This is a genomic window from Paraburkholderia polaris (assembly GCF_012927345.1).
Taxonomy (GTDB): Bacteria; Pseudomonadota; Gammaproteobacteria; order Burkholderiales; family Burkholderiaceae; genus Paraburkholderia; species Paraburkholderia polaris.
In genome coordinates this window covers 19837-44521 of record NZ_JABBGJ010000038.1, presented here as the reverse complement: position 1 = coordinate 44521, position 24685 = coordinate 19837, and the positions used below count along the sequence as shown (strand labels likewise).

Here is a 24685-nt window from a genome sequence, read left to right as displayed (position 1 = left end):
CTTTTTTGCGTTCTGTGCGGGGCAGACCCATGCGGCACCGTGGCGGCAGAAGCCCGCGCCGCGCCGTGAGCCCATACCAGCAGGCCTTCACGCGCGGCTGGCAAGATTCCTGCAAAAGACAGGCCGACGCGCTATCCTAGTAATCTTAGTAAAGCAGCACCCAGGCTCCCCGGGCAGCACAGACTGCCGCCCGGCAAGCGTTTCAGGCGCGCCATTCCAAGGAGGTTCACGTGCCCCGCAAGACTCCCATCGAGCGCTACCGGAATATCGGCATTAGCGCTCACATCGACGCCGGCAAAACCACCACCACCGAGCGCATCCTGTTCTACACAGGCGTGACCCACAAGATCGGCGAGGTTCACGACGGTGCTGCGACGATGGACTGGATGGAACAGGAGCAGGAGCGCGGCATCACCATCACGTCGGCGGCTACCACCGCCTTCTGGAAGGGCATGGCCGGCAACTATCCCGAACACCGGATCAACATCATCGACACCCCGGGCCACGTTGACTTCACGATTGAAGTTGAACGCTCGATGCGCGTGCTCGACGGCGCGTGCATGGTGTACGACTCGGTCGGCGGCGTGCAGCCGCAGTCCGAAACGGTGTGGCGCCAGGCGAACAAGTACAAGGTGCCGCGCATCGCGTTCGTCAACAAGATGGACCGCGTCGGCGCGGACTTCTTCCGCGTGCAGCGGCAGATCGGCGATCGTCTGAAGGGCGTCGCGGTACCGATCCAGATTCCGGTCGGTGCGGAAGATCATTTCCAGGGCGTGGTCGACCTCGTCAAGATGAAGGCGATCTACTGGGACGAAGAGAACCAGGGGATCAAGTTCGAGTACCGGGACATCCCGGCTGAACTCGCTGACACCGCGAAGGAATGGCACGACAAGATGGTCGAAGCCGCCGCCGAAGCGAGCGAGGAACTGCTCGATAAATACCTGGGCGGCGAGACGCTGACCGAAGAGGAAATCAAGCACGGCATTCGTGTGCGTACCATCGCCAACGAGATCGTGCCGATGCTGTGCGGCAGCGCGTTCAAGAACAAGGGCGTGCAGGCCATGCTCGACGCGGTGATCGACTATCTGCCGTCGCCGCTCGACATCCCCGCGATTACCGGTCACGACGAACACGACAGGGAAATCGAGCGTCATCCGAGAGACGACGATCCGTTCTCCGCCCTCGCCTTCAAGATCATGACCGACCCGTTCGTCGGGCAGCTGATTTTCTTCCGCGTGTATTCGGGCGTGGTGAATTCGGGCGACACGGTCTACAACGCGATCAAGGAAAAGAAGGAACGCCTTGGCCGGATCCTGCAGATGCATGCGAACGAGCGCAAGGAAATCAAGGAAGTCTACGCGGGCGACATCGCCGCGGCAGTCGGCCTGAAGGAAGCGACCACGGGCGACACGCTGTGCGATCCGCAGCACGTGATCATTCTTGAAAAGATGATCTTCCCGGAGCCGGTGATTTCGCAGGCCGTCGAGCCGAAGACCAAGGTCGACCAGGAAAAGATGGGCATTGCGCTCAATCGTCTGGCGCAGGAAGACCCGTCGTTCCGCGTGCAAACGGATGAAGAATCCGGCCAGACGATCATCTCCGGAATGGGCGAGTTGCACCTGGAAATTCTGGTCGACCGGATGAAGCGCGAGTTCGGCGTCGAGGCGACCGTCGGCAAGCCGCAGGTGGCTTACCGGGAAACGGTGCGCAACAAGATCGAAGATGTCGAAGGCAAGTTCGTCAAGCAGTCGGGCGGCCGCGGCCAGTACGGCCACGCGGTGATCACGCTCGAACCGGCGCCGCAAGGCAAGGGCTACGAGTTCGTCGACGCGATCAAGGGCGGCGTGATTCCGCGTGAATACATTCCGGCGGTCGACAAGGGCATTCAGGAAACGCTGAAGGCCGGCGTGCTCGCGGGCTATCCGGTGGTCGACGTGAAAGTGACGCTGACCTTCGGTTCGTACCACGACGTCGACTCGAACGAAAACGCGTTCCGCATGGCTGGTTCGATGGCGTTCAAGGACGCGATGCGCAAAGCCAAGCCGGTGCTGCTCGAACCGATGATGGCGGTCGAAGTGGAAACGCCTGAAGACTTCATGGGCAACGTGATGGGCGATCTGTCGAGCCGTCGCGGCATGGTGCAAGGCATGGAAGACATCGCCGGCGGCGGTGGCAAACTGGTGCGCGCCGAGGTGCCGCTCGCGGAGATGTTCGGCTATTCGACGTCACTGCGTTCAGCCACGCAAGGCCGCGCGACCTACACGATGGAGTTCAAGCACTACGCTGAAACGCCGAACAACGTCGCGGAAGCCGTGATCAACGCGAAGCAGAAGTAAGCGCCGAGGGTTGCAACACGCCATGTGCTGCGACCCTCTGTGCAACAAAAGGCAATGAACGCAAACAGCAAAGAGCCCGTCCCCTGTGGATGGGCTTTTTTTCGTCAGCAACGCCGCCTACAGTTGCAGGCAACACGCACGTTTTTTGAACGTGCAAAAATGCCAAACGGCGCCGTGCCGATCGCCCGGACTAACGCCCACGAGGAGACACATCATGAGCCAGGATCACGAACACCCGCATTACAAGGATGAGCAACCGTCGGCGCCGATCGACTGGCGCGAGCACGGCGTCAAGGTGATCAAGGGCGACCAGCTCGACAGCAATACCGCACAAACGCCGGGCATGAATCGCGCGGCGGCGATCAACGCGGCGCGCGTCGGCGCGCAGAAAATCTGGGCCGGCACCGTGACGATCCATCCGAATGCGAAGACCGGCGCGCATCATCACGGCGCGCTCGAAAGCGTGATCTACGTGGTGCGTGGCCAGGCCCGCATGCGCTGGGGCGAGCATCTCGAGTTCACCGCCGAGGCCGGCCCGGGCGACTTCATTTTCGTGCCGCCCTACGTGCCGCATCAGGAAATCAACGCGAGCACCGACGATCCGCTCGAATGCGTGCTGGTGCGCAGCGACAATGAAGCGGTGGTGGTGAATCTGAATATCGACGCGGTAGAAGCACCGGAAACAGTTTTCTGGGTCGATCCGATTCACAAACATCCGCACGATCACTAAACCTCTTTCATGCAACTCATGACGCCGACCGCTTCGCTGCGCCCTCGCCTCATCACGCTGTATGCCGTCCTGATCGCCGCCAATCTCGGCGCATGGGCGTGGGCGCTGATCGCGTTTCGCCACTATCCGCTGCTGCTAGGCACCGCGCTGCTCGCCTATGGCTTCGGTCTGCGCCACGCGGTGGATGCAGATCACATCGCCGCGATCGACGCCGTCACGCGCAAGCTGATGCAGGCGGGCAAGCGGCCGCTCGGCGTGGGCCTGTCGTTTTCGCTGGGCCATTCGACGATCGTGATCGTGGCGACGATCGGCATCGCGTGGACCGCGCATTCGCTGCACGGCCGCTTCGAAACCTTCAAGGCGGTAGGCGGCCCGATCGGCACCGTCGTGTCGGCGCTGTTTCTGCTTGTGCTGGCGGGCGTGAACCTCGTGATTCTGCGCGACGTGTGGCGCCGCTATCGCCACGTCCAACGCGGCGGCGAACTCGCTGCTGAAGCGACGGCCAGCATCGCGCCCGCCGGTCTGCTGTCGCGCGCACTGCGGCCGATGTTCCGGCTCGTGACGAAAAGCTGGCACATGTACCCGGTCGGCGTGCTGTTCGGCCTCGGCTTCGACACGGCGACCGAGATCGGCCTGCTGGCGATTGCCGCGTCCGAAGCCGGCAAAGGTCTGCCGCTGTATTCGATCCTCGTGTTCCCGGCACTCTTCACCGCCGGCATGACGCTGGTCGATTCGACCGACAACGTGCTGATGGTCCACGCTTACGGCTGGGCCATGGACGATCCGAAGCGCAAGCTCTACTACAACGCGAGCATCACGTTCGTCTCGGCGGTGGTGGCGATCGTCATTGGCGGCGTCGAAGCGTTGGGACTGCTATCGGACAAACTCGGTCTGAACGGCGGCGTATGGGACGCGGTGGCGAGCATCAACGAGCACTTCGGCGTGCTGGGTTACAGCATCGTCGCGACGTTCATGGCGTGCTGGATCGGCTCGGTGCTGTTCCACCGCTGGCGCCGCCCAGGCGCGGTTGCGCGGTAAATCCAACTCGCCTCGCGCGCGAGATCGGTAAGGTTTCCACGACGGCAGCGGCGCAACGGCGGTTTCCGCGCTGCGGCATCCTGCGCTTTCGCACGGGTCATGCGAGGTAGCCCGCGAGCGTTGTGATGACGACACACGCCGCCCCTTTTATCCGCCAAACGGGAACCGGTCCGCGCAGCGGGTGCGCCGAACCGGTGGGCAATCGCTTACACTGAAACCGCTTTTCGCCACTGCAGCCCGCTGCAGCTTTTCGTCATTGCAAAAAGTCGCCCTGTCGCGTGCATCCAGCGCGGCCCTTTAGAACCGACAGCAGAACGGACTGGACACCCCATCGATGAAGACTCCCGCGGACCGATTTCCCGAGCTCGACCTAGCCCGCCACACCGCCGACGGCTACGGCAACCACGCCATCGACGAATTCATCGCAGGCCGCATCACACGCCGCGATTTGTTGCGCTATGCGAGCGTGATCGGTTTGTCGCTGATTGGCGGCGGCGTTCTGAATGCGCCGCGAGCCCGGGCGCAAGGCGCGCCGAGCCCGTCTAACCAGACCATCCGCGTGGCCCATCTGACGCCGGCCGGCGCGGTCGATCCGCTCACCGTGACCGATGCCGCGAGTCTCGCGCTGCTGAACCAGACCGGCGAATTCCTGATCGACGACGACGGCGAAAAGCTCGTGCTGAAGCCGGCGCTTGCCTTGTCGTGGAAGCCGAACGACAAGGGCGACGTGTGGACCTTCACGCTGCGCCCGAACGTCAAATTCCACGACGGCCAGGCATTCACCGCCAAAGACGTCGTTGCCACCTTCGATCGCCTCGCCGATCCGGCAAGTGGTTCGGCGGCGCTCTCGGTGCTCAAGGGCGTACTGTCGAAAGGCGGTGCGAAGGTGGTCGACGAACACACGGTCGCCTTCCATCTGGATGCACCGAACGGCAACTTCCCCTACTACGTTTCTTCGGACAATTACAACGCCGTGATCCTGCCCGCAAACTATGCGGGTGGTTATGAAAAGAGCTTCATCGGCACCGGTCCGTTCAAGCTCGAAAAGTATCAGGCGAAGGTCGGCGCATCGTTCGTGCGTAATCCCGATTACTGGGGCGACAAAGCGTTACCGCAACGCGTACAGTTCTCGTTCTATGCCGACGAACAGGCGCAATTGCTCGCGCTGCAAGGCCATCAGGCCGACGTGATGGGCACATTCACCGTGCAGGGTGGCGCCGGCATTCTGAACAATCCGGATTTCAAGGCGGTCGGCGTAAAGTCGAGCGCGCATCGCCAGATTCATATGCGCAACGACAATCCGTTGTTCAAGGACAAGCGCGTGCGTCAGGCGCTGGCGTTGTCGCTCGATCGCGACGTGCTGGTACGTGGGTTGTTCAAGGGCCGCGCGCAACTCGGCAACGACAGCCCGTTCGCGCCGGTGTTTCCGTCTTCCGATGCAGGTGTCGCGCAACGCAGGATCGATATCGCGAAAGCGAAGCAACTGCTTGCGCAAGCGGGTGTGCCGAACGGTTTCGACGTCACGCTGACCACCGAAAAGTACATGGAGATTCCCGATCTCGCGGTGGTCGTGCAGAACGCGGCGAAGGCTATCGGTGTGCGTATCAATCTGAAAGTGGAAAGCCAGTCGCTGTACTACGGCGCGGGCACGCCGGGCAAATCGGATTGGCTCGACTCGCCGCTCGGCATCACCGATTACGGTCATCGCGGCGTGCCGAACGTGTTCCTGAACGCGCCGCTCACCAGCACCGGCACGTGGAACGCCGCGCACTTCAAGAATCCGCAATACGATCAACTGGTGGCGCAGTTCGTCGCGGCGATCGACCTGAGCACGCAGAAGAAAATCTCCGGACAGATCCAGACGCTGCTGCTCGACGAAACGCCCGTGATCATTCCGTTCTTCTACGATCAACTGATCGCCATGCGCAAGGGCGTGAACGGCGTGCGTTTCACCGCGCTCGCGCAACTCTATTTCGACCGCGCGGTGTTGAGCGCGTAATGTGAACGCAAAAGCGTTGAACGCAACAGCGGTGGACGCAAAAACGGTGAACACAAACGCCGTGAACGCAAAAGCCGTTGAACGCATCAGCACACGGCGCTTCTTTGGCAGGAGATCACGATGTCGACTACGGTGACCCCTTCCGCCTCCCCGGTCCCGAGCGGCAACGCGGGCCGCGTCATGCGGTTTCTGGCGACGCGGGTCGGTTTGTCGTTGATTACGCTGTGGCTCCTGTCAGTGATCGTGTTCGCTGGCGGCCAGTTGCTGCCAGGCGATATCGGCCGCGCGGTGCTCGGGCCGCTCGCCGATGCGCGCGCGGTCGCCGCGCTCAATCATCAGCTCGGCGCGGACCGGCCGCTCATGACGCAATACGCCGAATGGATCTCGCATTTTGCGCGCGGCGATATGGGGCTCTCCTATGCGTACCGCGAACCGGTCGGGCCGTTTATCGCCGACGCTTTGGCACATTCGGCCAAGCTCGGCCTGTTCGCGTTTATCGTCGTGGTGCCGCTCGGCATAGCGGGCGGTGTGTGGTCGGCCATGCACGCGGGGCGCTGGCTCGACCGCACCATCAGCATCGCCGGTTTGTCGGCGACCGTGGTGCCGGAGTTCGTCTCGTCGATCGTGCTGATTCTGGTGTTCGGCGTGTGGCTTCGCTGGCTGCCGATCGAAGCGTCGTATCCGCCGGAAGCGAGCGCGCTCGAACAATTGCGGTATCTGATTCTGCCGGTGCTGCCGCTGGTGCTGGTGTTCTTCGGCTACATCGCGCGGATGGCGCGCGCGGGCACCGTCGAAGCGCTCGATGCGGACTACACCCGCACCGCGATCCTCAAAGGCTTGCCGCGCCGTACCGTGATCTGGCGGCACGTATTGCGCAATGCGCTGCTGCCGACCATCACCGTCGCCGCGACGCAGCTCGGCTATATGATCGGCGGTCTCGTGGTGGTCGAGACACTGTTCCACTATCAGGGCATCGGCTCGCTGATCTACAACGCCGCCAAGGCGAAGGATTTTCCGATGCTCGAAGCGGGCGTGCTGACGATCGGTGTGGTCTACACCGTCGCCAATCTCGTCGCCGATGCGCTGCATGTCCTGCTCAATCCGCGACTGCGAGTGAGGAGCGCCGAATGAGCACCCTCGTTCCGCCCGCCGCGCCGCCTACGCCACGTCCGGCTACCGAACCGCGCTTCGACCAGTTGCGCGTGCTGCTGCGCTCGCCCACATTTGTGGTCGGCGTGTTGATCGTTGGATGGTGGATCGTCTGCGCGATCGCCGGACAATGGATCGTGCGGATCGACCCGTATGCATCCGATCCGCTCAACTCACTCACGCCGCCCGACAGCACGCATTGGTTCGGCACCGATCAGCTCGGGCGCGACGTGTTCTCGCGAGTAATCATCGGCGCACGCGACATCCTGACCATCGCGCCTTTGGCGACCCTGCTGGGTACGGTGGCAGGCACGGCGCTTGGATTGATCGTCGGCTACTTCGAGGGCTGGGTCGACAACGTAGTGGGCCGCGCGATCGACGCCGTGCTCGCGCTGCCGCTCGTGATCGTCGCGTTGCTCGCGCTGGCGGCGGTCGGCGCATCGAACCTCACCGTGATCCTCGTGATCGGTATCACCTTCACGCCGATCACCGCGCGTACGGTACGCGCCGCCGTGTTCGCCGAACGGCATCTGGACTACGTCGCCGCTGCGCAGCTGCGCGGCGAACGCGCGCCGTACATCATGTTCGCGGAGATTCTGCCGAACGTCCTGCCGCCGATCATCGTCGAAGCGACCGTGCGACTCGGGTATGCCATTTTCGCGGTCGCCACGCTGTCGTTTCTCGGCTTCGGCATTCAACCGCCTTCCGCCGACTGGGGGCTCGCGCTGTCCGAGTCGTACACGCTGATGGCGGGCGGTGCGTGGTGGACTGTCGTGTTCGCGGCCGGCGCCATTGCCTCGCTCGTGGTCGGCGTGAATCTGATCGCCGATAGCGTGCAAGGAGTGCTCGACCGATGAACGGCCCGCCGCCCGCCTCGTTCCCTGCCTTCGACGTATCGAAGAGCGATCGCACGGATGCGCTGACTGTCGTGGGCCTGACGGTCACGTACCGGATGCGCGGCCGCGATCGTGAAGTGCTGCAAGACGTATCGTTTCGCGTGCGGCGTGGCGAAGCGTATGGCCTCGTCGGCGAATCGGGCTGCGGTAAATCGACGGTCGCGATGGCGGCGCTGCGCTATCTGCCGCGTAACGGCAAGGTAAAGGCGGGCAAGATCATCATCGCCGGCCAGGACGTGCAGAAGCTTGACGCTGACGCATTGCGCTCGATGCGTGCGAACGCGATTTCGATGGTCTATCAGGATCCCGGACGCGCGTTGAATCCGTCGCTGACGATCGCGCGGCAAGTCACGGAAGCATTCGAAGCAGCCGGTGTCTCACGTGACGAAGCAGTGCAGCGCACGGTCGAGATACTGCAGCGTGTGCGCATCGCGTCACCCGAGCGCGTGATGGACAGCTATCCGCATCAGTTGTCGGGTGGTATGCAGCAGCGTGTGGTGATCGCGATGGCGCTCGCCTCGAACCCGGCCCTGCTGATTCTCGACGAACCGACCACCGGGCTCGACGCCACCGTCGAAGCCGAAGTGCTCGACCTCGTGGCGCAACTGCGCGAAGAACTCGGCACGGCCGTGCTGTTCATCAGCCACAACCTCGCGGTGATCGGGCGGATGTGCGAGCGCGTCGGCGTGCTGTATGCCGGCAAGCTGGTCGAGGAAGGCGCAACCCAGGACGTGTTCGCGCGGCCACGTCATCCCTATACGGTTGGACTGCTGCGCTGTTTGCCGAGCGTGGGGCGCAGCAAGGACACCGAGCGGCTCGATACGATTGCGGGCAATCTGCCCTTGCCAGGCTCGGTCACGCAAGGCTGCATTTACGCGGACCGTTGCCGCCTCGCCGACGACCGCTGCCGCCGTGAAGCGCCGCCGCCGTATCGCGTGAGCGCCGCGCATGGCGATCAGATGTCACGCTGCCATTATCACGAACGCGCCGTCGAACTGCCGCGTGCGTCCGCGGAAGCGTTGCCTCAGTATGACGATGTGTTGCGTGACGGCGAGCGCCCTGCTCTCGTGCTGCGCGCGGTAAAACTCTCGAAGACATTCCATGTATCCGGCGCCCCGCTGCGCGCAGTCGACGACGTTTCGATCGATCTCGCCAGTGGCGAAACGCTCGGCCTTGTCGGCGAATCCGGCAGCGGCAAGACGACGCTCGCGAAACTGATGCTCGGCCTGCTCACGCCGGACGCGGGCAGCGTGCTCGAACTCGACGGCACGCCGCTCGCCGCGCGCGTCACGCGACGCAACGACGAGCAGGTCAAGTCGCTGCAGATCGTGTTCCAGAATCCGGACTCGGCGCTCAATCGCGCGCATTCGGTGAAGCGGCTGATCGGCCGTGCGTTGTCGCGCCTCACCGCGTTGCGTGGCGCCGCGATCGATGAACGGCTCGCCACGCTGACGGCCGCCGTGCGTTTGCCCGAGCGCTATCTCGGCTCGCGCACGCGTCATTTGTCCGGTGGACTCAAGCAGCGCGTGGCGATTGCGCGCGCGTTTGCCGGTGAGCCGCGCGTGGTGGTCTGTGACGAACCCACTTCCGCGCTCGACGTCTCCGTGCAGGCCGCGATTCTCAACCTGCTCGCCGATCTGCAACGCGAGCGCGGCGTGAGCTACGTATTCATCTCGCACGATCTGCACGTGGTCCGCTATCTGTCGGATCGCATCGCAGTGCTGTATCTCGGGCGGCTGCTGGAGATCGGACCGGCAGCCGCAGTCTTCAGCGGACCGCATCATCCCTACACCGAAGCGCTTCTGTCTTCGGTGCCGACACTCGACACCCACGACAGCAAAGCCCGCATACGCCTATCCGGCGATCTGCCGAGCGCCGCATCGCCGCCGTCCGGCTGCGTGTTCCATACGCGCTGCCCGCGCAAGCTCGGCGCGATCTGCGAGCAGCAAGACCCGCCCTTCCTCGAAGCCAGCAGCGGCGAGGCTGCCCAGCCGTCCGCGCATCGCATCCGCTGCCATATCCCCGTCGACGAACTGCGCGCGCTGCAAGCGGTCTCGCCCGACAACGCCGACAACGCCGACAACGCCTCCGGCAACGGCTCTGAAAACGCATCGGAAAACGCCGCGCGTAACGAATAACGCGCAATAGCGCGGCTTTCCGGCCCTGCGTTTCATCGCCGAAACGTTTTCGTGCTTTTTTTCCTCGCGGGCATCACACAGCCCTATTCGACGCCCATTGCCGCAAGGCTTTGCGGGCAATGGCATGGATATCGCTAAGTAGTGTCCAACCATTCGAAGCTAAAGAGATCGGGAGAGAGTCGGAAGCGCCGCTTGAGCGAATCGTTGTGGCAAGAAGCGATCCGTGACGAAGCGCGCCCGAACGGTATCGGCTGAAGCGCATGCAAGCGCTTGTCAGCGCACCGGCTACGGAGCCGGGAAGACGGCGATGGTGTTTGACTTGCATCCGCAAATCAGACTCGGGGGGCGACGAAGCCCGCGTTCAGACAGGCACGCCGTCGGTGAATCAGCGTGGGAAATGGCGGCAGCGAGGTGTCGGCGTTCCCTCGGGAGAGACGTGATGAAAACCAGAAAATTCAATCAGTACTACTTTGGGGTTATACGAGGTGCGGCGATCGCGGCTGGCGTGGTTGCGCTGGTGACCCAGGTCGCGTATTCAGCGTCAACCGATGTGATCCCCAAATGGGTCTTTCATGCCGATGCACCATTGCCTGCAAACAACGACGTGCACAGCACGACGCAACTCGCGCAGGACGACGGTGCGGCAGCAGGCGCAACGGCGACCGGCAGCGCGCCCGACGAACCGACCGCTGCCGACGACGCGGCCTTGGTGTTTAGTCCGCGCGACTGCGCAAGCACCAGTGTCGGGGGGTGCGCGCCGCATCGCGGCAGCAGCGGCAGCGGCAACGGCAACGGCGCGGCGAGCGCGGGCAACAGTGGCGGCGGTGCGAGCGGCAATGGTGCCGGCGGCGCCGGTGGGGCAGCAGGCTCGGGCGGTGGCGGCGGTAAGGGTAATGGCGGTGGAAGCAGCGGCGGTGGCAGCGGCGGTGGCAGCAGCGGTGGCGGCAGCAGCGGCGGTGGAAGCAGTGGCGGTGGCAGCAGCGGCGGTGGCAGCAGCGGCGGTGGCAGCAGCGGCGGTGGCAGCAGCGGCGGTGGCAGCAGCGGCGGTGGCAGCAGCGGCGGTGGCAGCAGCGGCGGTGGCAGCAGCGGCGGTGGCAGCAGCGGCGGTGGCAGCAGCGGCGGTGGCAGCAGCGGCGGTGGCAGCAGCGGCGGTGGAAGCAGTGGCGGTGGAAGCAGCGGTGGCGGCAGCAGCGGGAGCGGCGGCTGCGGTTGCGGCGGCGGCCCCGGTGGTGGTTTTGGCGGAGGCTTCGGTGGCGGGTTCGGCGGCGGCTTTGGCGGAGGCTTCGGCGGCGGCCACGGAGGCAAGGGTAGCGGCGGTAACGGTGGTGGCAATGGCGGAGGAAACGGGCACTAGCAGTCGCCTGCTTCTCGGGTTGGGGGGCCCCCGCGCCCTACCCGTCGCTAACGACAAACTTCCGTATCCAGTCCGCAGTCCCCCGGCAACGGCGGTGATGCCTCGATCCCCCGGTCGAGCGTCACCGCCCGCAGCCGGTCGCCCGCAGCCGGTCGGAGTCGGCAGCACTCGCGGGCGGTCCGGCAAAACGGCACATACTGCTGCGAATCGCTGACAGGCGACGCTTGCACACGCTCAAGATCACATGCAATCGATCGCGTCGTGCGTGACCGGAACCAAACCAAAGCGATTGCCTCATATCAGATTCAACGTTCGATATGAGGGCATCACAACATGCAACGAAACGTCCCCCACTCCATGGCGCGCACGGCCACCGGCCTGCTGATGGTCACCGCTCTGGGCCTCGCATCGCTCGCTCATGCGCAAACCGCGGCGCAAGCACCGGCGCAATCCGCGGCTACGTCGGCCCAGCCGCAGCCACAAACCCTGTCGCAAGCCGCCCCGCCGGTCGATCCCACCTTCTCCGCCTATTCACTCGCGCAAACCTGCAAACAGAAAAACGACAACGTCGCGCAAGGTCAATGCGTTGGCGCAATCCGCGGCATCATCCACGGTTATCAGTACGGTGTGCTGTTCCTCGGTCAGCGCGCGTCGCTCCCGCCCAACGAAACGCAGCGGGTGTCGCTGTGCTTGCGCAATACGCAGGTGTCGTCGATCGTCGACGAATTCGTCGCCGACGCCGCCCAGGTCAACGAAGATTCGCTCAAGCACACGCCCGCTGAAGTCGCCGTTCTGGGTTCCGTGCACATGCACCACGGTTGCAATTAATGACACCGGCGCAGCAAGCCGCAGCAGTGTAAGCACGCCGATTCCACGCCCGGCTGCAATTCGCTAGCGGCCGCCACTGGGCTTACAGCATTTCGAGCGGCCGCTTGCTGCGCGGCGGTTTGAAATAAGTGTCGATGGCAGCGAGTTCATGAGCGCCGAGTTGCAGTTGCGACGCCCGATGGTTGTCGCGCACATGCTCGACGCGGCCCGCTTTTGGAATCGCGAACACGCCGGGCTTTTGCAACACCCACGCCAACGCCACCTGAAACACCGAAACGCCGCGTGCGTCGGCGATGTCATCGAGCGGCGAGCGCTTCGGCAAGCGCGCGTGATCAACCGGGCTATATGCCATCGCCGGCATCTTGCGCGCGGCGAGCCACGGCAACAGGTCGAATTCCGCTCCACGACGCGCGACATTGTAGAGAATCTGATTCGTTGCACATGCGTCGCCGCCGGGTGCGGCCACGAGTTCTTCCATGTCGTCCGTATCGAAGTTGCTGACGCCCCAGTGGCGAATCTTGCCCGCGCTGCGTAATGCCTCGAATGCCTCGACGGTTTCCGCGAGCGGCACCGAGCCGCGCCAGTGCAGCAGGTACAGATCGAGGCGATCCGTCTTCAGGCGCTTGAGGCTCTGCTCGCAGGCCGCGATCACGCCGCGCCGGCTGGCGTTATGCGGATACACCTTGCTGACAAGAAATACCTGATCGCGCAGCCCCGCCAGCGCTTCACCCAGGAGCGATTCGGTGGCGCCGTCGCCGTACATTTCCGCCGTGTCGATCAGCGTCATGCCCAGTTCGATGCCACAGCGCAGCGCGGCGATTTCCGAGGCGCGGCGCGCCGGCTGCTCGCCCATCTCCCAGGTGCCCTGCCCCAGTTTCGGAATACGCTCGCCGTCGGGCAGGCTTACGCTTGCGATATCGGTCGTCATGCTTTCTCCTCGAAGTGGCTATACGGATGGCCACGCGCGTGGGGCAGCGCGTGTACGTTGATGCGGCGGCGCAGGCGAATGCGCGGCAATGCAACGGGAATCATAGGGGCGAGTTTAGCGGTTGCCCGGGCATCGGATCGGGTCCCACGCAAAAGCCCGCTATAACGGAGCGCGCCGATGTCTTAGAATTGCCGCTTGCCCTTCTTGCGTGAGCCCCATGACCTCTGCCTCGGAAGACCGCTGGCGCGACCTGCGCCCGGACCCGGAAAACGACACGCCGTTGTACCTGCAACTCGCTCGCAAGCTCGGCACTGCGATTCACGAAAACCGTTGGAACGCGGGCGAGGCGCTGCCCTCCGAGCGCGTACTGTCCGAAGCGCTTGGCGTATCGCGGATCACCTCGCGCAAGGCCATTGCCCTACTGGTCGAACAGGGATTGATCCGCCGCACCCAAGGCGCGGGCAGCTTCATCACGCCGCGCTATGAAGATCCGCTGTCGCGTCTGTCGAGTTTCAGCGAAATGTTGCGTCGACGCGGTTTTACGCCGAGTTCGAAGTGGTTGTCGCGGGAAATTTCGCCGGCTAACCGCGACGAGGTGATTCAACTGGGCTTGTCGCCGGCGGCGGCCGTAACCCGCCTGCGCCGCTTGCGCCTCGCCGACGGCATCGTGATGGCCGTGGAGAATTCCACCTTCCCCGCTGCGGTGATTCCCGATCCACAGGCAATTGGCGATTCGTTGTACACGTACCTGGAAAACCGCGGGCTGACGATTGTGCGCGCGCTGCAGCATTTTCGCGCAGTGAACGCGAATGAAGAGATCGCGCAGCAGATGAGCATTGCGCCCAACGAAGCGCTGTTGCTGATCACCCGCGTCGGGTATACGGCGGATCAGCGGGCGATCGAGCTGACCGATACCTATTGCCGGAACGATTACTACGATTTCGTGGCGGAGTTGAGGAAGTAGCCGCAGTTTTTGTCCTTCGCGGCGCTTCTGGGGGAGTGTCTGCGGCGAATCTTGGTCGAACTGACACAACACTCCGCCTCGGCAGACAAGACTGGCAATGGTTCATGCGGTGAGCCTACTGCAGGCGCCACCGCCTCGGCCATTAATACCTTTACGCCCATTTCGCCTCGTGCGCCCCGATCCGTGCCGGCGGCAACTCAAAATAGGCAGGGGTCTCATCCAGACGCTCGGCCGGCAGAACCCCGAGAACACGTCCGAACTCGGACTGAACCGTCTCAAGGCAATCCTGCACGTCGTCGATCGAAACATCGGGCGCCTTCCAGCCGTCGGGAAGCAATCCAAACGACTGCAACCACCGCCCGGTCTGCGCAAGCGACACCCTCACGTGCCAGCTCCCACCTTCGGTGGCTCGCCGCGCCAATGCGGCCATCGCGCCGAATGCGGCCAGATACCCCGTAGCGTGATCCAGCGCCTGACAAGGTAAATGCTTCGGCTCAACCCATCCGGCTGCCTCGCGCTCAGTAAAAGCAATCCCACTCGCGGATTGCACCAGGCTATCGAAGCCGCGCCGCTCAGCCCAAGGTCCCTTGTGCCCATAAGCGCAAACCGAGACATAGACGATCCCCGGCCGCACCCGCGCCAGTTCCTCGGGACCAAACCCGCGTGCCGTCAGCGCCCCCGGCCGATACGCCTGCAAAAACACATCGGCATCGCGGACAAGACCACTTAACGTTTCCCGCCCGGCTGCGTCGCGCAAATCGACAACAGCCGAGCGCTTGCCGCGCCCGTTGTCGATCACCAGCGGCGCAATGTTCGGCAAGTGCGGACCGTTGACCATCAACACCTCAGCGCCATGTTGCGCTAGCGCGCGCCCACCCACCGGCCCGGCGATGATGCGCGACAAATCCAGCACCCGCACGCCGGCCAGCGGACGCTGCGCACCGTTCCGGCGCGGCGGCTCGACCGGCGCGTCGCCGATGCGCTCGATCTCGAACAACGGCAGCCCCGCAATCGCTTTTGCCTGATCGAGCGCGGCCCATTCGTCGGGCGTACGAATCAGGGCGGCGCACAAGCCGGCGTCGGCGAGCGTCTGGTCAAGCGTCCCGCCATCCCAGCCGCGAATCGCCTCGGCCACCGCCGCGCGATCGTTCGCGCAGCCGAGCACCTTCAGCACCCCTTCGAGATGATGCGGAAAGTTTGTGTGCAGTTGAATCCAGCGGTCGTCCCGCGTCACGTAGAAACCCATCACCGGATCGCGCAAAGCGGGCGGCGGACCCTCGTCGATGCGCAGATAGCGCTCGCTGCGAAACGAGGCCAGCGCGCGCCGCATCTCCACCGTGACGTGTTGCCGGTGCCCCGTGCGCAAGCGGTGGTATTCGGCAGCCGCAAGGCCGGTCGCGGCGATGGTCGCCGAAGCCAACGTGCCGACCCGGTAGACCGACGGCAAGCCCGGATCGGTGCCGGCAAGCGAAACGGACCTCAACGCGGTCGGGTCGCATTCCGCTGTCGTCCAGATATGTTTGAGAGCGAGTTCAGGCGTCATGGTGCTCATGTGGTTCGTGTTGGAACAGGAAGAAAGTGAACCGAGTCTAGAATTCCGCCATGCCGCAATCAATCTTGATTATGATAATCAATATATATTGATTTCTTCGGTTTCCAGACGTTTCCATGCCGCTCTCCCATTCCCTCACCGCTGCCGAAGCCGCCGCTGCGCTCGGCATCAGCCTGCCTACACTGTACGCGTATGTCAGCCGCGGCATGCTGAGCTCGTCGCCGGATGCGCAAGGCAAGCACCGGCTCTACGACGCCGGCGAAGTGCGGCGGCTCGCGCGGCGCAAGGAAGACGGCAAGCGCGCCGGCAAAGTTGCGCAAAAGGTGCTGGACTGGGGCGTGCCGGTGCTCGAATCGTCGATCACGCTGGTGGCCGACGGACGCCTGCTATATCGCGGACATGACGCCATGGAACTGGCGCGCACGGCATCGCTGGAAGATGTCGCGGCGTTGTTGTGGGAGTGCAGTGCGAGGCGTATCGCCGACGCACCGGCAGTCCCGTTCGCCGCCGCTCAGTGGGCGGCGTGGCTCAAGCTCTGGAGCGACAGCACGCCGCTCGACCGCGCGCTCGTCCTGCTACCGGCCGCCGCGGCGCAAATGCCGCGGGTATGGGCGCTCGGCCGCGATGCGCAACTCGATACCGCCTGCGCGGTCATGCGGTTGCTGGCCGCCGCGATGGTCTCCGCGGCGCCGTCGAACGAACCGCTGCACAAGCAGTTGGCTGCGGCGTGGAACGTGCGCAACCGTCAGCAGGCAGGGCTGCTGCGCGCGGCGCTGGTGGCATGCGCGGATCATGAGCTGAATGCGTCGACCTTCACGGTTCGCTGCATCACGTCAACGGGGACGCATCTGTTCGGCGCAGTGGCGGGCGGTCTGGCCGCGTTGGCCGGGCCGCGGCATGGTGGCGAGACAGTGAGGATTGCCGCGCTCCTCGATGAAGCTGCGCGTGCCCCCGATCTCGATCGCTATCTGGCGAACCGGCTCGCGCGCCACGAACACGGCACGCATGGGCCGGTGCTGTCGGGCTTCGGCCATCCGTTATATCCGGAAGGCGACCCGCGCGCGCGCCTGCTGCTCGAGATGCTCGCCGACTGCGCGCCGACCCGCTCGCCGCTTGGCGAAGTGCATGCGCTCGCGCGCACGGTGCGCGACACGACCGGCGCGGAGCCAAACGTCGACTTTGCGCTCGTGGCCATCGAACGGGTGCTGGGCCTGCCGGCCGGCGCCGCATTCACGCTATTCGCGATCGGCCGGGTGGTCGGCTGGATCGCCCACGCAATGGAACAGACGCGCGACGGCCGGTTGATCCGGCCACGCGCGCGCTATATCGGGGAGTATGAGGCGGCCGGTTGAGGCGCCGCGCACGCCGACAACAAAGCAGATACAGCACGTACCGCCTGCGCCGGGTGCAAGCAAATGAATCTCGCACCAGCGATACGGGCCACAGCGATCTTAGCGGCCACGGTTATCACAACTGCCCGTCACGCCACGCCGAACCAGCGCGGCAGCCAGTTCAACACCGGCAAACCTCGCAGTGGCCGCGTTGCAGCGCGTTCTGACCCGCTAGCCAGCGCGAAACGCGCACCGGCCTGCCCTGCGCTGACCCACGCCACCGCACCGCGCGGCAACTCGGTAGATTGACCCGTTGCCAGCCAGTGATCCACGTTGTCGCCTTCGACGGTCAACCAGATCTCGCCCGAGATCACCTTGAAGATCGACGGACGCGCGACACGCCAGGCCGCCGCGGGCTCGTCATGTTCCATTTCGAAAATACGGACTTCACGCATCGCTTTTCTCCTTCGAAGAACTTTCCTGTTGTAGCGATTATTGACGTGCGATCATCGAATACCCATGCACAGTTCCGAACACTTCCATCGGAACTGTTCAGTCGAAAAAACGGACAGTTGGCGGCAATCGCGCTTTATGAATGCGATTGCAGCGCGCGCCGTGCCGACGGTTCGGCAGTTCGGCGTTCGGGCGGCCCGGCGAAGGAAATGAATCGCATGAAACTCGAAATCCAACTCGATCGGGATAACGGCGTACCGCTCACCGAGCAGATCGTCACGGGCGTCACCGCCTGGATTCGTTCGCGCACCGCTCACCCCGGCTCGAAGCTGCCGTCGATCCGTCAGTTCGCCGCCGACTACGGCGTGAGCCGTTTTCCGGTAATCGAGGCTTACGACCGGCTGGTGTCGCTCGGCTATGTCGACTCGCGCCACGGTTCGGGCTTCTACGTCGCCGACCGCCAGCCGGCAAGCACGCATTGCCAGGGCACTTCGGACCCGCGCCGCGCCGAGGACGAATCGGGGCACATCCTCCAGCAGTTCAACCACCCGGGCGAGACTCTCAAGCTCGGCAGCGGCTTCATTCCCGATGGTTGGCGCGACCTGGATAGCCTCGCGCAGGCGATCCGCCACGTGTCGCGCACCGACACCGCGAGCATGGTCGATTACGCGACCCCGCTCGGCAATCTGACCTTGCGCGAACATCTGCAAAGCCGCATCGGCCAGTTGGGGATTCAAGCGGACGCCTCACAGATTCTGATCACCAACGGCGCGAGCCAGGCGCTCGATCTGCTGATGCGCTACATGCTCAAAGCCGGCGACACGATGTTCGTCGAGGACCCCGGCTACTACAACCTGTACGGTCTGCTGAAGCTGCACGGCGTGAAGCTGATCGGCATTCCCCGCACCCGCAACGGCCCCGATCTCGATGTGTTGCAGGCGCAGTTGCAACTGCATCGGCCGAAGCTGATGTTCATCAACACGGTGTTCCACAATCCGACCGGCACCACGGTCGCGCCGCCGGTGGCGTTCCGGCTGCTGCAACTGGCGCGCGAACACGGCTTCACGATCATCGAAGACGACATCTACGCTGACTTCCAGACCGACGTCACCGACCGTCTCGCGACTCTCGATCAGCTCGAACACGTGATCTACGTTGGCGGCTTGTCGAAGACGCTGTCGTCGTCATTGCGGATCGGCTGCGTGGTGGCGAGCCACGCGATCATCAAGGATCTGGTCGACATCAAGATGCTGACGAGCATCGGCGGTTCGCGCTTTGCCGAGGCGGTCGCCGTATCGCTGCTGGAGCGCGGCGCGTACCGCAAATATCTGGAGCGGCTGCGCCGCCGCATGCGCGACGCGCTCGGCTCGACCATCCAGATACTCGAAGACGCCGGCTGGGAGCTGTTCGAAAAGCCCGTCGGCGGCAAGTTCGTATGGGCGCGCGTCCCCCATGTCGACAACGCCGAACGGCTGGTGGCATGCGGCGCACCGCTCGGCGTAACGGTGGTGCCCGGCAGTTATTTCCGGCCGAACATGGAAGTCAGCCCGTGGATCAGGATTCACGCGGCGTTCGGCAACGAGCCGCGCGCGCAGGCATTTTTCCATGCTGCCGCGGCGTTGCCTGCTTCGGTCTGAGCGGCTCACTCTGCCTTCGCGCTCAAGGCCTATCCGCTGCGCCGGGCCGCGCTTTTCCCTAGAATAGCGAGTCCCAGCCCCGTCCCTGCGCGCCCAGCCGCCCTCCATGTCCACGCCGCCGACCCTGCCCGCCTCCGCCCCCGCCGGCCCCGCCACCACGTCGGCCCCCTCGGCCCGTTCGCTCACCGTGATGCTGTGGCTCGTCGCCACCGGCTTCTTCATGCAGACGCTCGACTCGACCATCGTCAACACCGCGCTTCCTGCGATGGCGACGAGCCTGGGCGAATTGCCGCTGCGCATGCAATCGGTGGTGATCGCGTACTCGCTGACGATGGCGGTGATGATCCCGGTGTCCGGCTGGCTCGCCGACAAACTCGGCACCCGGCTCGTGTTCTTAAGCGCGATCCTCGTGTTCGCGGTCGGTTCGTTGCTGTGCGCGAACGCGCATACGCTGAATCAACTGGTGATCTTCCGCATTGTGCAAGGCGTGGGCGGAGCGATGCTGCTGCCAGTCGGACGGCTCGCGGTGCTGCGCACCTTCCCGGCGGAACGCTATTTGGCGGCCTTGTCGTTCGTGGCGATTCCAGGACTGATCGGACCGCTGATCGGCCCGACGCTCGGCGGCTGGCTCGTGAAGATCGCGTCGTGGCACTGGATCTTTCTGATCAATGTGCCGGTGGGGATCGTGGGTTGCATCGCCACGTTTATCTTTATGCCGGATAGCCGTAACGAGCACACCGGCAAGTTCGATCTGAAAGGCTATCTGCTGCTGATTTTCGGCATGGTGGCGATTTCATTCGCGCTCGACGGCCGCACAGAGTTTGGCATCCAGCATGCCACCGTGCTGGTGCTGCTGATCCTGAGCCTCGCCTGCTTCGTCGCCTATGGTTTGCACGCTGTGCGCGAGCCCGAACCGATTTTCTCGCTCGACCTGTTCAAAATTCACACCTTCAGCGTCGGCCTGCTTGGCAATCTGTTTGCGCGGATCGGCAGCGGCGCGATGCCGTATCTGATCCCTCTGCTATTACAGGTGAGTCTCGGTTATAGCGCCTTCGAAGCCGGCATGATGATGCTGCCGGTAGCGGCCGCGGGCATGGCGGCCAAGCGCCTCGTCACGACGCTGATCATCAAGTACAGCTACCGACGCGTGCTGATCGTCAACACGGTGCTGGTGGGTCTGACCATGGCGAGCTTCGCGCTCACCACCGCCGGCCAGCCGCTGTGGCTGAGGCTCGTGCAACTGGCGTTCTTCGGCGGCGTCAACTCGATGCAGTTCACCGCGATGAACACGCTGACGCTCAAGGACCTCGGCACCGGCGGCGCGAGCAGCGGCAACAGTCTGTTCTCGTTGGTGCAAATGCTGTCGATGAGTCTCGGTGTGACGGTCGCCGGCGCGATGCTCGCGACTTTCACCGGCCTCCTGCCGCGCGTGACGGCCGCCAACTCGCTGCCCGCGTTCCATGCGACGTTCCTGTGTGTTGGGATCATCACCGCGGGCTCGTCATGGATCTTCGCGCAACTGTCGCCGGATATTCGCACGCCGGCCAAGAAGACCGACCCTTCAGAGCGGACCTGAGTTTTGCGCAGGGCTGCCGTGGTTTCGCGGTGACCTGGCCGCGACTTCGCGGTGATTCGCGGTGATTCGCGGTGATTCGCGGTGACTTCGCGGTGACGTCGCCGTGACTCGCCGTGACTCGCCGTGATTCGCCGTGACTCGCCGTGACTTCACCGTGACTCGCCGCCGCCCTGCAGTCACGGCTGCAATCATCCTCGCCGTAACCCGCCACGGCCCCGTCGCTGACCCGCAACGGGGCGCGGACCGCACCACCGAAGTGCTAATCATCGCCTTCGCGCTCGCGCTGGCGCACAATCGTCGTACAGACAGCGGTAACCGAGCGCGCGCAGTGTGTTTCCGCACGCGCATAGTTCTTGCTCATCTATCCTGTAAACTCACATTTTGCGCGTGCCCACTCGGGTCGAATGCAAGCGCGCCGCCACCTTGACACGACTGACATGATGAGCATGATCGAACTCGATCCTCCCGGCTTCCAGCCGCCGCGCCCGATGGCCGGTGACGAAGGCTCCCGGCGCACCGTTCTGTACGGCGGCTACACTGTTTTCAGCGTGTTCCAGCCCGTTTTCTCGGTGTCGCACCGGCGCGCGATCGGTTATCACGCTTCCCTGCGCGCACACGACGAACATGCGCTGCAGGTGCCGTCGCACGAGGTTTTCACGCAGGCGGCGCGGCGCGGCGACCTGCTGGAACTCGGGCGGCTCGCCGAATCGCTGCATCTGGGCAATTTCAATGCGTTCGACAGCCACGACGAATGGCTTTTCCTGAGCCTGCACCCGGCGGCGCTGATGGACACCAGTTACGGCGACGCACTGCTCGCCGGCCTCAAGGCGCTGGGCCTGCCGCCGCAACGGGTGGTGCTGGAAGTGTCCGAGCAGGCAGGCGGTGAAACCACGCGCTTCGCCGAAATCATCGACGCGTTGCGCAAATCCGGTTTCCTGATCGCGCTGGACGGCTTCGGCGCGAAGCATTCGAACATCGATCGTGTGTGGAATCTGCGTCCGGACATCGTCACGCTCGACCGCTGCATCCTCGCGCAAGCGAGCGAGCACTCGCATATCGAACGCGTGCTGCCGGGCCTCGTCTCGCTGCTGCACGAATCCGGCCAGCTCGTGCTGATGGGCGGCCTGAGCACCGAGCGCGATGCGCTGATCGCGCTCGAATGCAACGTCGACTTTGTGCAGGGCGCGTTCTTCGCGGGCCCGAGCGTCGAGCCAGTGAAACCGCAGGCGGCGGCCGGCCTGATGGACTCGCTCTCCGCTGCGCTACGCGAACGGGTCGCTACGCGCGAACGCGCACAGTCCGCGCGGCTCGCACCCTACGTCACGGCGCTGGAAACGGCGGCTGCCCAACTCGTGGCCGGGGAATCGGTGACCCAGGCGACCGCGCCATTACTCACGCTCGGCGAAACGGCACGCTGCTTCGTGCTCGACGGTTCGGGCCGTCAAATCGGCGACAACGTGCTACCGCCGGGGCGTGCTTCGCAACGCGCCAAGCGCTTCCGGCCGTTGCTGCATTCGGAAGGTGCAAGCTGGGAACGCCGGCCGTATTTCATTCAGGCGATGCGCGTGCCCGGCCAGGTGCACCTCACGCCGCCCTACCTGTCGATCAACGAAGCGCACTTGTGCGTGACAGCCTCGATCGCCGCGCATACGCCGCACGGCACACAGGTGCTATGCGTCGACATCAACTGGGAAGTCGCTGCGCATCGTAATTGAGGCAAGGGTGTTCTGCTGGATCCGCGCGAGCAGCTTCATGACGGCCGCGCGACCCAGCAAGCGGTTCGCTGCCTGCAAACGCGCCGCGCTGGTGACGGCGCGCAACGCGACGATCTGCATCGAACCGTCCGCAAGACTTTGCGTGGACACGTCGATTACCCCGACAACCTCGCCTTCGAAGAGCAAGGCAATACACATTGCGCCTTCGACCGACACCACTTCTGCATGGCTCGCCTGATGCGCGAGCGCGGTCACCGTCTCCATCCAGGCCACCGGCGCCAGTTCTTGCGTGCACACCGGCGCGTCGCTGACAACCTCCGGCGCCTCGCTAAAGAGACGCAGCAAACCAACCCGATCCTGCGCCTCCAACGCTGTGCGCAAGCGCTCCACGATCCGCGCATGGGCGGCAGGATCGGGCCGTTCCAGCGGCGCACCCGCGCGCTGCAAACGCCCCTTGGCCCGGTGGACGATCTGACGACAACTGGCCGGCGTACGGTCGAGGATTCTCGCAATCTCCGCGTAGTCACAATCGAAAGCTTCGTGCAGCACGAATGCCGCCCGCTCATCCGGCTTCAGACGTTCGAGCAGGAGCATCACGCCGTACGACATCTCCGCCGCGCGCAAGGCCAGTTCCTCCGCCGATGGCGCCACCTCGTCGAGCCAAGGCTCCGGCAACCAGCCGGCGGCCTGTGATGCGCGTTCGCGCTGCACATGACGCAGCCGGTCAATAGCCGCGCGCGTGGTGATCGTGGTGAGCCACGCCGCCGGTGTCTGCACCTCTTGCGTATCGGCGAGATGCCATTTGAGCCAGACGTCCTGCACCACGTCTTCCGCTTCGGCGCGGCTGCCGAGCATCCGGTACGCCAGCGCGAGCAGGCGGGCGCGCACGGCCTCGAAGCTGGATGCCTTGTCGATTCCTAGTTCCGCCATGCGTAGACCTCCAGATCGTGCGTGATGAAAAGCGCGGCGCGTTGCGTGCCGATTGCCCGGTTTGCTGCCTGCTGCCTGCTGCCTGCTGCCTGCTGCCTGCTGCCTGCTGCCTGCTGCCTGCTGCCTGCTGCCTGCTGCCTGCTGCCTGCTGCCTGCTGCCTGCTGCCTGCGACATTGTCCGGGCATGCACTGCAATCTGCATCCTTTTCAGCTTGACGCTCGGGTAACCGTCGATGTGACAGCCGAACGAAAAAATATTCCTGTCACACCGCCGCCCGTCCTCTCGTCATAAGGACAACAACCCCACGACCGGTGCGCGGTTGTTCGAATCGGCCACCGCTATCGAGAACCGGCAACGCGCCGCCTAAAACGAGGCAAACATGCATTCCAACTATCCCAGCATCACCGGTCTGGGCCTTGTGCCCACCGTGATCGAACAGTCCGGCCGCGGCGAGCGCGCCTACGACATTTATTCGCGTCTGCTACGCGAGCGGATCGTTTTTCTGGTCGGTCCGGTGAACGAACAGTCGGCCAGTTTGATCGTCGCGCAACTGCTGTTTCTGGAATCCGAGAATCCCGACAAGGATATTTCTTTTTACATCAATTCGCCGGGCGGCTCGGTGTACGACGGCCTCGCCATCTACGACACGATGCAATTCATCAAGCCCGAGGTGTCGACCTTGTGCACCGGCTTTGCCGCCAGCATGGGAACGTTTTTGCTGACCGCCGGCCAGCGTGGCAAACGGTACGCGCTGCCGAACGCGCGCATCATGATCCACCAGCCATCGGGCGGCAGCCAGGGCACCGCTGCCGACGTCGAAATCCAGGCCAGGGAGGTGCTCTACCAGCGCGAACGCCTTAACGCGATGATGGCCGAGCGCACCGGGCGCAGCATCGAGGAGATCGTCCGCGACACCGACCGCGACAACTTCATGTCGGCCCACGGCGCAAAGGCCTATGGCCTCGTCGACGAGGTACTGGAAACACGCGCGGCGCTAAGTGACCCGGCTCGCCACCATGACTTGTAGCGCGGCAACGCCGCCAACCCCGCGCGCAGCCAGAAAGGTCCTCGCCCCGGACCGTTTTTTTCCTGCCGTATCGGTGCGCCAGGAACACAAAAGCTGATCACCT

Annotated in this window: 19 protein-coding genes; 15 read left to right on the top strand and 4 right to left on the bottom strand. The window is 64.2% G+C overall.

All coding sequences use genetic code 11. The features are described 5' to 3' along the window. The first annotated feature begins 230 nt into the window (after nucleotides 1-230). The 9 genes from fusA (at nucleotide 231) to HHL24_RS30575 (ending at nucleotide 12468) form a co-directional block, all read left to right on the top strand. On the top strand, nucleotides 231-2336 hold the full coding sequence (gene fusA / locus HHL24_RS30615; RefSeq protein WP_169489070.1) for an elongation factor G: 2106 nt from the start codon (nucleotides 231-233) through the stop codon (nucleotides 2334-2336). Between the two features lie 214 nt (nucleotides 2337-2550). Next, a complete protein-coding gene (locus tag HHL24_RS30610; RefSeq protein ID WP_097390236.1) occupies nucleotides 2551-3066 on the top strand; it encodes a cupin domain-containing protein in 516 nt (171 codons plus the stop codon). Nucleotides 3067-3084: 18 nt separating this feature from the next. Continuing rightward, the gene (locus HHL24_RS30605; protein ID WP_169489126.1) at nucleotides 3085-4104 is read left to right on the top strand and encodes a HoxN/HupN/NixA family nickel/cobalt transporter; all 1020 of its coding nucleotides are present in this window, start codon (nucleotides 3085-3087) and stop codon (nucleotides 4102-4104) included. A gap of 334 nt (nucleotides 4105-4438) precedes the next feature. Next, nucleotides 4439-6103, top strand: a complete 1665-nt coding sequence (locus HHL24_RS30600) for an ABC transporter substrate-binding protein (protein WP_169489069.1) — start codon at nucleotides 4439-4441, stop codon at nucleotides 6101-6103. A 120-nt stretch (nucleotides 6104-6223) separates the two neighbouring features. Continuing rightward, nucleotides 6224-7234 carry an ABC transporter permease gene (locus tag HHL24_RS30595; RefSeq protein WP_169489068.1) on the top strand — a complete coding sequence of 337 codons (1011 nt, stop codon included), beginning with the start codon at nucleotides 6224-6226 and terminating at the stop codon, nucleotides 7232-7234. After that, nucleotides 7231-8109, top strand: coding sequence for an ABC transporter permease (locus HHL24_RS30590; protein WP_169489067.1), 879 nt, complete (start codon nucleotides 7231-7233; stop codon nucleotides 8107-8109). Before HHL24_RS30595 ends, HHL24_RS30590 begins: the two co-directional genes overlap by 4 nt. Then, nucleotides 8106-10286 (top strand): ABC transporter ATP-binding protein, encoded by a 2181-nt coding sequence (locus HHL24_RS30585; RefSeq protein ID WP_169489066.1) that lies wholly within the window; start codon nucleotides 8106-8108, stop codon nucleotides 10284-10286. The genes HHL24_RS30590 and HHL24_RS30585 overlap by 4 nt, the downstream gene beginning before the upstream one ends. A 439-nt stretch (nucleotides 10287-10725) precedes the next feature. Further along, nucleotides 10726-11640, top strand: coding sequence for a hypothetical protein (locus HHL24_RS43665; protein ID WP_206003088.1), 915 nt, complete (start codon nucleotides 10726-10728; stop codon nucleotides 11638-11640). 333 nt (nucleotides 11641-11973) lie between these two features. Continuing rightward, complete coding sequence (locus tag HHL24_RS30575) at nucleotides 11974-12468, top strand: hypothetical protein (protein ID WP_169489065.1); 495 nt, start codon at nucleotides 11974-11976, stop codon at nucleotides 12466-12468. A gap of 82 nt (nucleotides 12469-12550) precedes the next feature. Here HHL24_RS30575 and HHL24_RS30570 read toward each other — a convergent pair whose 3' ends face one another. Continuing rightward, nucleotides 12551-13396, bottom strand: a complete 846-nt coding sequence (locus tag HHL24_RS30570; RefSeq protein ID WP_169489064.1) for an aldo/keto reductase — start codon at nucleotides 13394-13396, stop codon at nucleotides 12551-12553. 217 nt (nucleotides 13397-13613) lie between these two features. Between HHL24_RS30570 and HHL24_RS30565 the strand changes: the two genes are divergently transcribed. Beyond that, entirely contained in the window at nucleotides 13614-14360 is a 747-nt protein-coding gene (locus HHL24_RS30565; protein WP_169489063.1) for a GntR family transcriptional regulator, read from the top strand. A gap of 151 nt (nucleotides 14361-14511) precedes the next feature. Here HHL24_RS30565 and HHL24_RS30560 read toward each other — a convergent pair whose 3' ends face one another. Then, a complete protein-coding gene (locus tag HHL24_RS30560; RefSeq protein WP_169489125.1) occupies nucleotides 14512-15903 on the bottom strand; it encodes a CoA transferase in 1392 nt (463 codons plus the stop codon). 125 nt (nucleotides 15904-16028) lie between these two features. Here HHL24_RS30560 and HHL24_RS30555 point away from each other — a divergent pair, with 125 nt between their 5' ends. After that, entirely contained in the window at nucleotides 16029-17264 is a 1236-nt protein-coding gene (locus HHL24_RS30555; RefSeq protein WP_169489062.1) for a citrate/2-methylcitrate synthase, read from the top strand. Nucleotides 17265-17392: 128 nt separating this feature from the next. Here the strand turns inward: HHL24_RS30555 and HHL24_RS30550 are convergent, their stop codons facing one another. After that, complete coding sequence (locus tag HHL24_RS30550; protein ID WP_169489061.1) at nucleotides 17393-17698, bottom strand: DUF2917 domain-containing protein; 306 nt, start codon at nucleotides 17696-17698, stop codon at nucleotides 17393-17395. Nucleotides 17699-17914: 216 nt separating this feature from the next. Between HHL24_RS30550 and HHL24_RS30545 the strand changes: the two genes are divergently transcribed. From HHL24_RS30545 to HHL24_RS30535, 3 genes are all read left to right on the top strand, one after another. Beyond that, the gene (locus HHL24_RS30545) at nucleotides 17915-19333 is read left to right on the top strand and encodes an aminotransferase-like domain-containing protein (protein WP_169489060.1); all 1419 of its coding nucleotides are present in this window, start codon (nucleotides 17915-17917) and stop codon (nucleotides 19331-19333) included. Between the two features lie 106 nt (nucleotides 19334-19439). Next, complete coding sequence (mdtD, locus tag HHL24_RS30540; protein WP_169489059.1) at nucleotides 19440-20909, top strand: multidrug transporter subunit MdtD; 1470 nt, start codon at nucleotides 19440-19442, stop codon at nucleotides 20907-20909. 440 nt (nucleotides 20910-21349) lie between these two features. Next, nucleotides 21350-22624 carry an EAL domain-containing protein gene (locus HHL24_RS30535; protein ID WP_169489124.1) on the top strand — a complete coding sequence of 425 codons (1275 nt, stop codon included), beginning with the start codon at nucleotides 21350-21352 and terminating at the stop codon, nucleotides 22622-22624. Here the strand turns inward: HHL24_RS30535 and HHL24_RS30530 are convergent. Next, nucleotides 22580-23554 carry a sigma-70 family RNA polymerase sigma factor gene (locus tag HHL24_RS30530; protein WP_169489058.1) on the bottom strand — a complete coding sequence of 325 codons (975 nt, stop codon included), beginning with the start codon at nucleotides 23552-23554 and terminating at the stop codon, nucleotides 22580-22582. The two genes, HHL24_RS30535 and HHL24_RS30530, sit on opposite strands and share 45 nt — an antisense overlap. Before the next feature lie 380 nt (nucleotides 23555-23934). Between HHL24_RS30530 and clpP the strand changes: the two genes are divergently transcribed. Continuing rightward, a complete protein-coding gene (gene clpP / locus HHL24_RS30525; RefSeq protein WP_169489057.1) occupies nucleotides 23935-24582 on the top strand; it encodes an ATP-dependent Clp endopeptidase proteolytic subunit ClpP in 648 nt (215 codons plus the stop codon). Nucleotides 24583-24685 lie beyond the last annotated feature (103 nt).

Excerpts from the sequence above, each read along its gene's own strand:
- HHL24_RS30570 (WP_169489064.1), bottom strand. The coding sequence starts at position 13,396 with ATGACGACCGATATCGCAAGCGTAAGCCTGCCCGACGGCGAGCGTATT.
- HHL24_RS43665 (WP_206003088.1), top strand. The coding sequence starts at position 10,726 with ATGAAAACCAGAAAATTCAATCAGTACTACTTTGGGGTTATACGAGGT.
- HHL24_RS30595 (WP_169489068.1), top strand. The coding sequence starts at position 6,224 with ATGTCGACTACGGTGACCCCTTCCGCCTCCCCGGTCCCGAGCGGCAAC.
- HHL24_RS30560 (WP_169489125.1), bottom strand. The coding sequence starts at position 15,903 with ATGACGCCTGAACTCGCTCTCAAACATATCTGGACGACAGCGGAATGC.
- HHL24_RS30610 (WP_097390236.1), top strand. The coding sequence starts at position 2,551 with ATGAGCCAGGATCACGAACACCCGCATTACAAGGATGAGCAACCGTCG.
- clpP (WP_169489057.1), top strand. The coding sequence starts at position 23,935 with ATGCATTCCAACTATCCCAGCATCACCGGTCTGGGCCTTGTGCCCACC.
- HHL24_RS30565 (WP_169489063.1), top strand. The coding sequence starts at position 13,614 with ATGACCTCTGCCTCGGAAGACCGCTGGCGCGACCTGCGCCCGGACCCG.
- HHL24_RS30585 (WP_169489066.1), top strand. The coding sequence starts at position 8,106 with ATGAACGGCCCGCCGCCCGCCTCGTTCCCTGCCTTCGACGTATCGAAG.
- HHL24_RS30555 (WP_169489062.1), top strand. The coding sequence starts at position 16,029 with ATGCCGCTCTCCCATTCCCTCACCGCTGCCGAAGCCGCCGCTGCGCTC.
- HHL24_RS30530 (WP_169489058.1), bottom strand. The coding sequence starts at position 23,554 with ATGGCGGAACTAGGAATCGACAAGGCATCCAGCTTCGAGGCCGTGCGC.
- mdtD (WP_169489059.1), top strand. The coding sequence starts at position 19,440 with ATGTCCACGCCGCCGACCCTGCCCGCCTCCGCCCCCGCCGGCCCCGCC.
- HHL24_RS30550 (WP_169489061.1), bottom strand. The coding sequence starts at position 17,698 with ATGCGTGAAGTCCGTATTTTCGAAATGGAACATGACGAGCCCGCGGCG.
- HHL24_RS30545 (WP_169489060.1), top strand. The coding sequence starts at position 17,915 with ATGAAACTCGAAATCCAACTCGATCGGGATAACGGCGTACCGCTCACC.
- HHL24_RS30535 (WP_169489124.1), top strand. The coding sequence starts at position 21,350 with ATGAGCATGATCGAACTCGATCCTCCCGGCTTCCAGCCGCCGCGCCCG.
- HHL24_RS30600 (WP_169489069.1), top strand. The coding sequence starts at position 4,439 with ATGAAGACTCCCGCGGACCGATTTCCCGAGCTCGACCTAGCCCGCCAC.
- HHL24_RS30605 (WP_169489126.1), top strand. The coding sequence starts at position 3,085 with ATGACGCCGACCGCTTCGCTGCGCCCTCGCCTCATCACGCTGTATGCC.
- HHL24_RS30575 (WP_169489065.1), top strand. The coding sequence starts at position 11,974 with ATGCAACGAAACGTCCCCCACTCCATGGCGCGCACGGCCACCGGCCTG.
- HHL24_RS30590 (WP_169489067.1), top strand. The coding sequence starts at position 7,231 with ATGAGCACCCTCGTTCCGCCCGCCGCGCCGCCTACGCCACGTCCGGCT.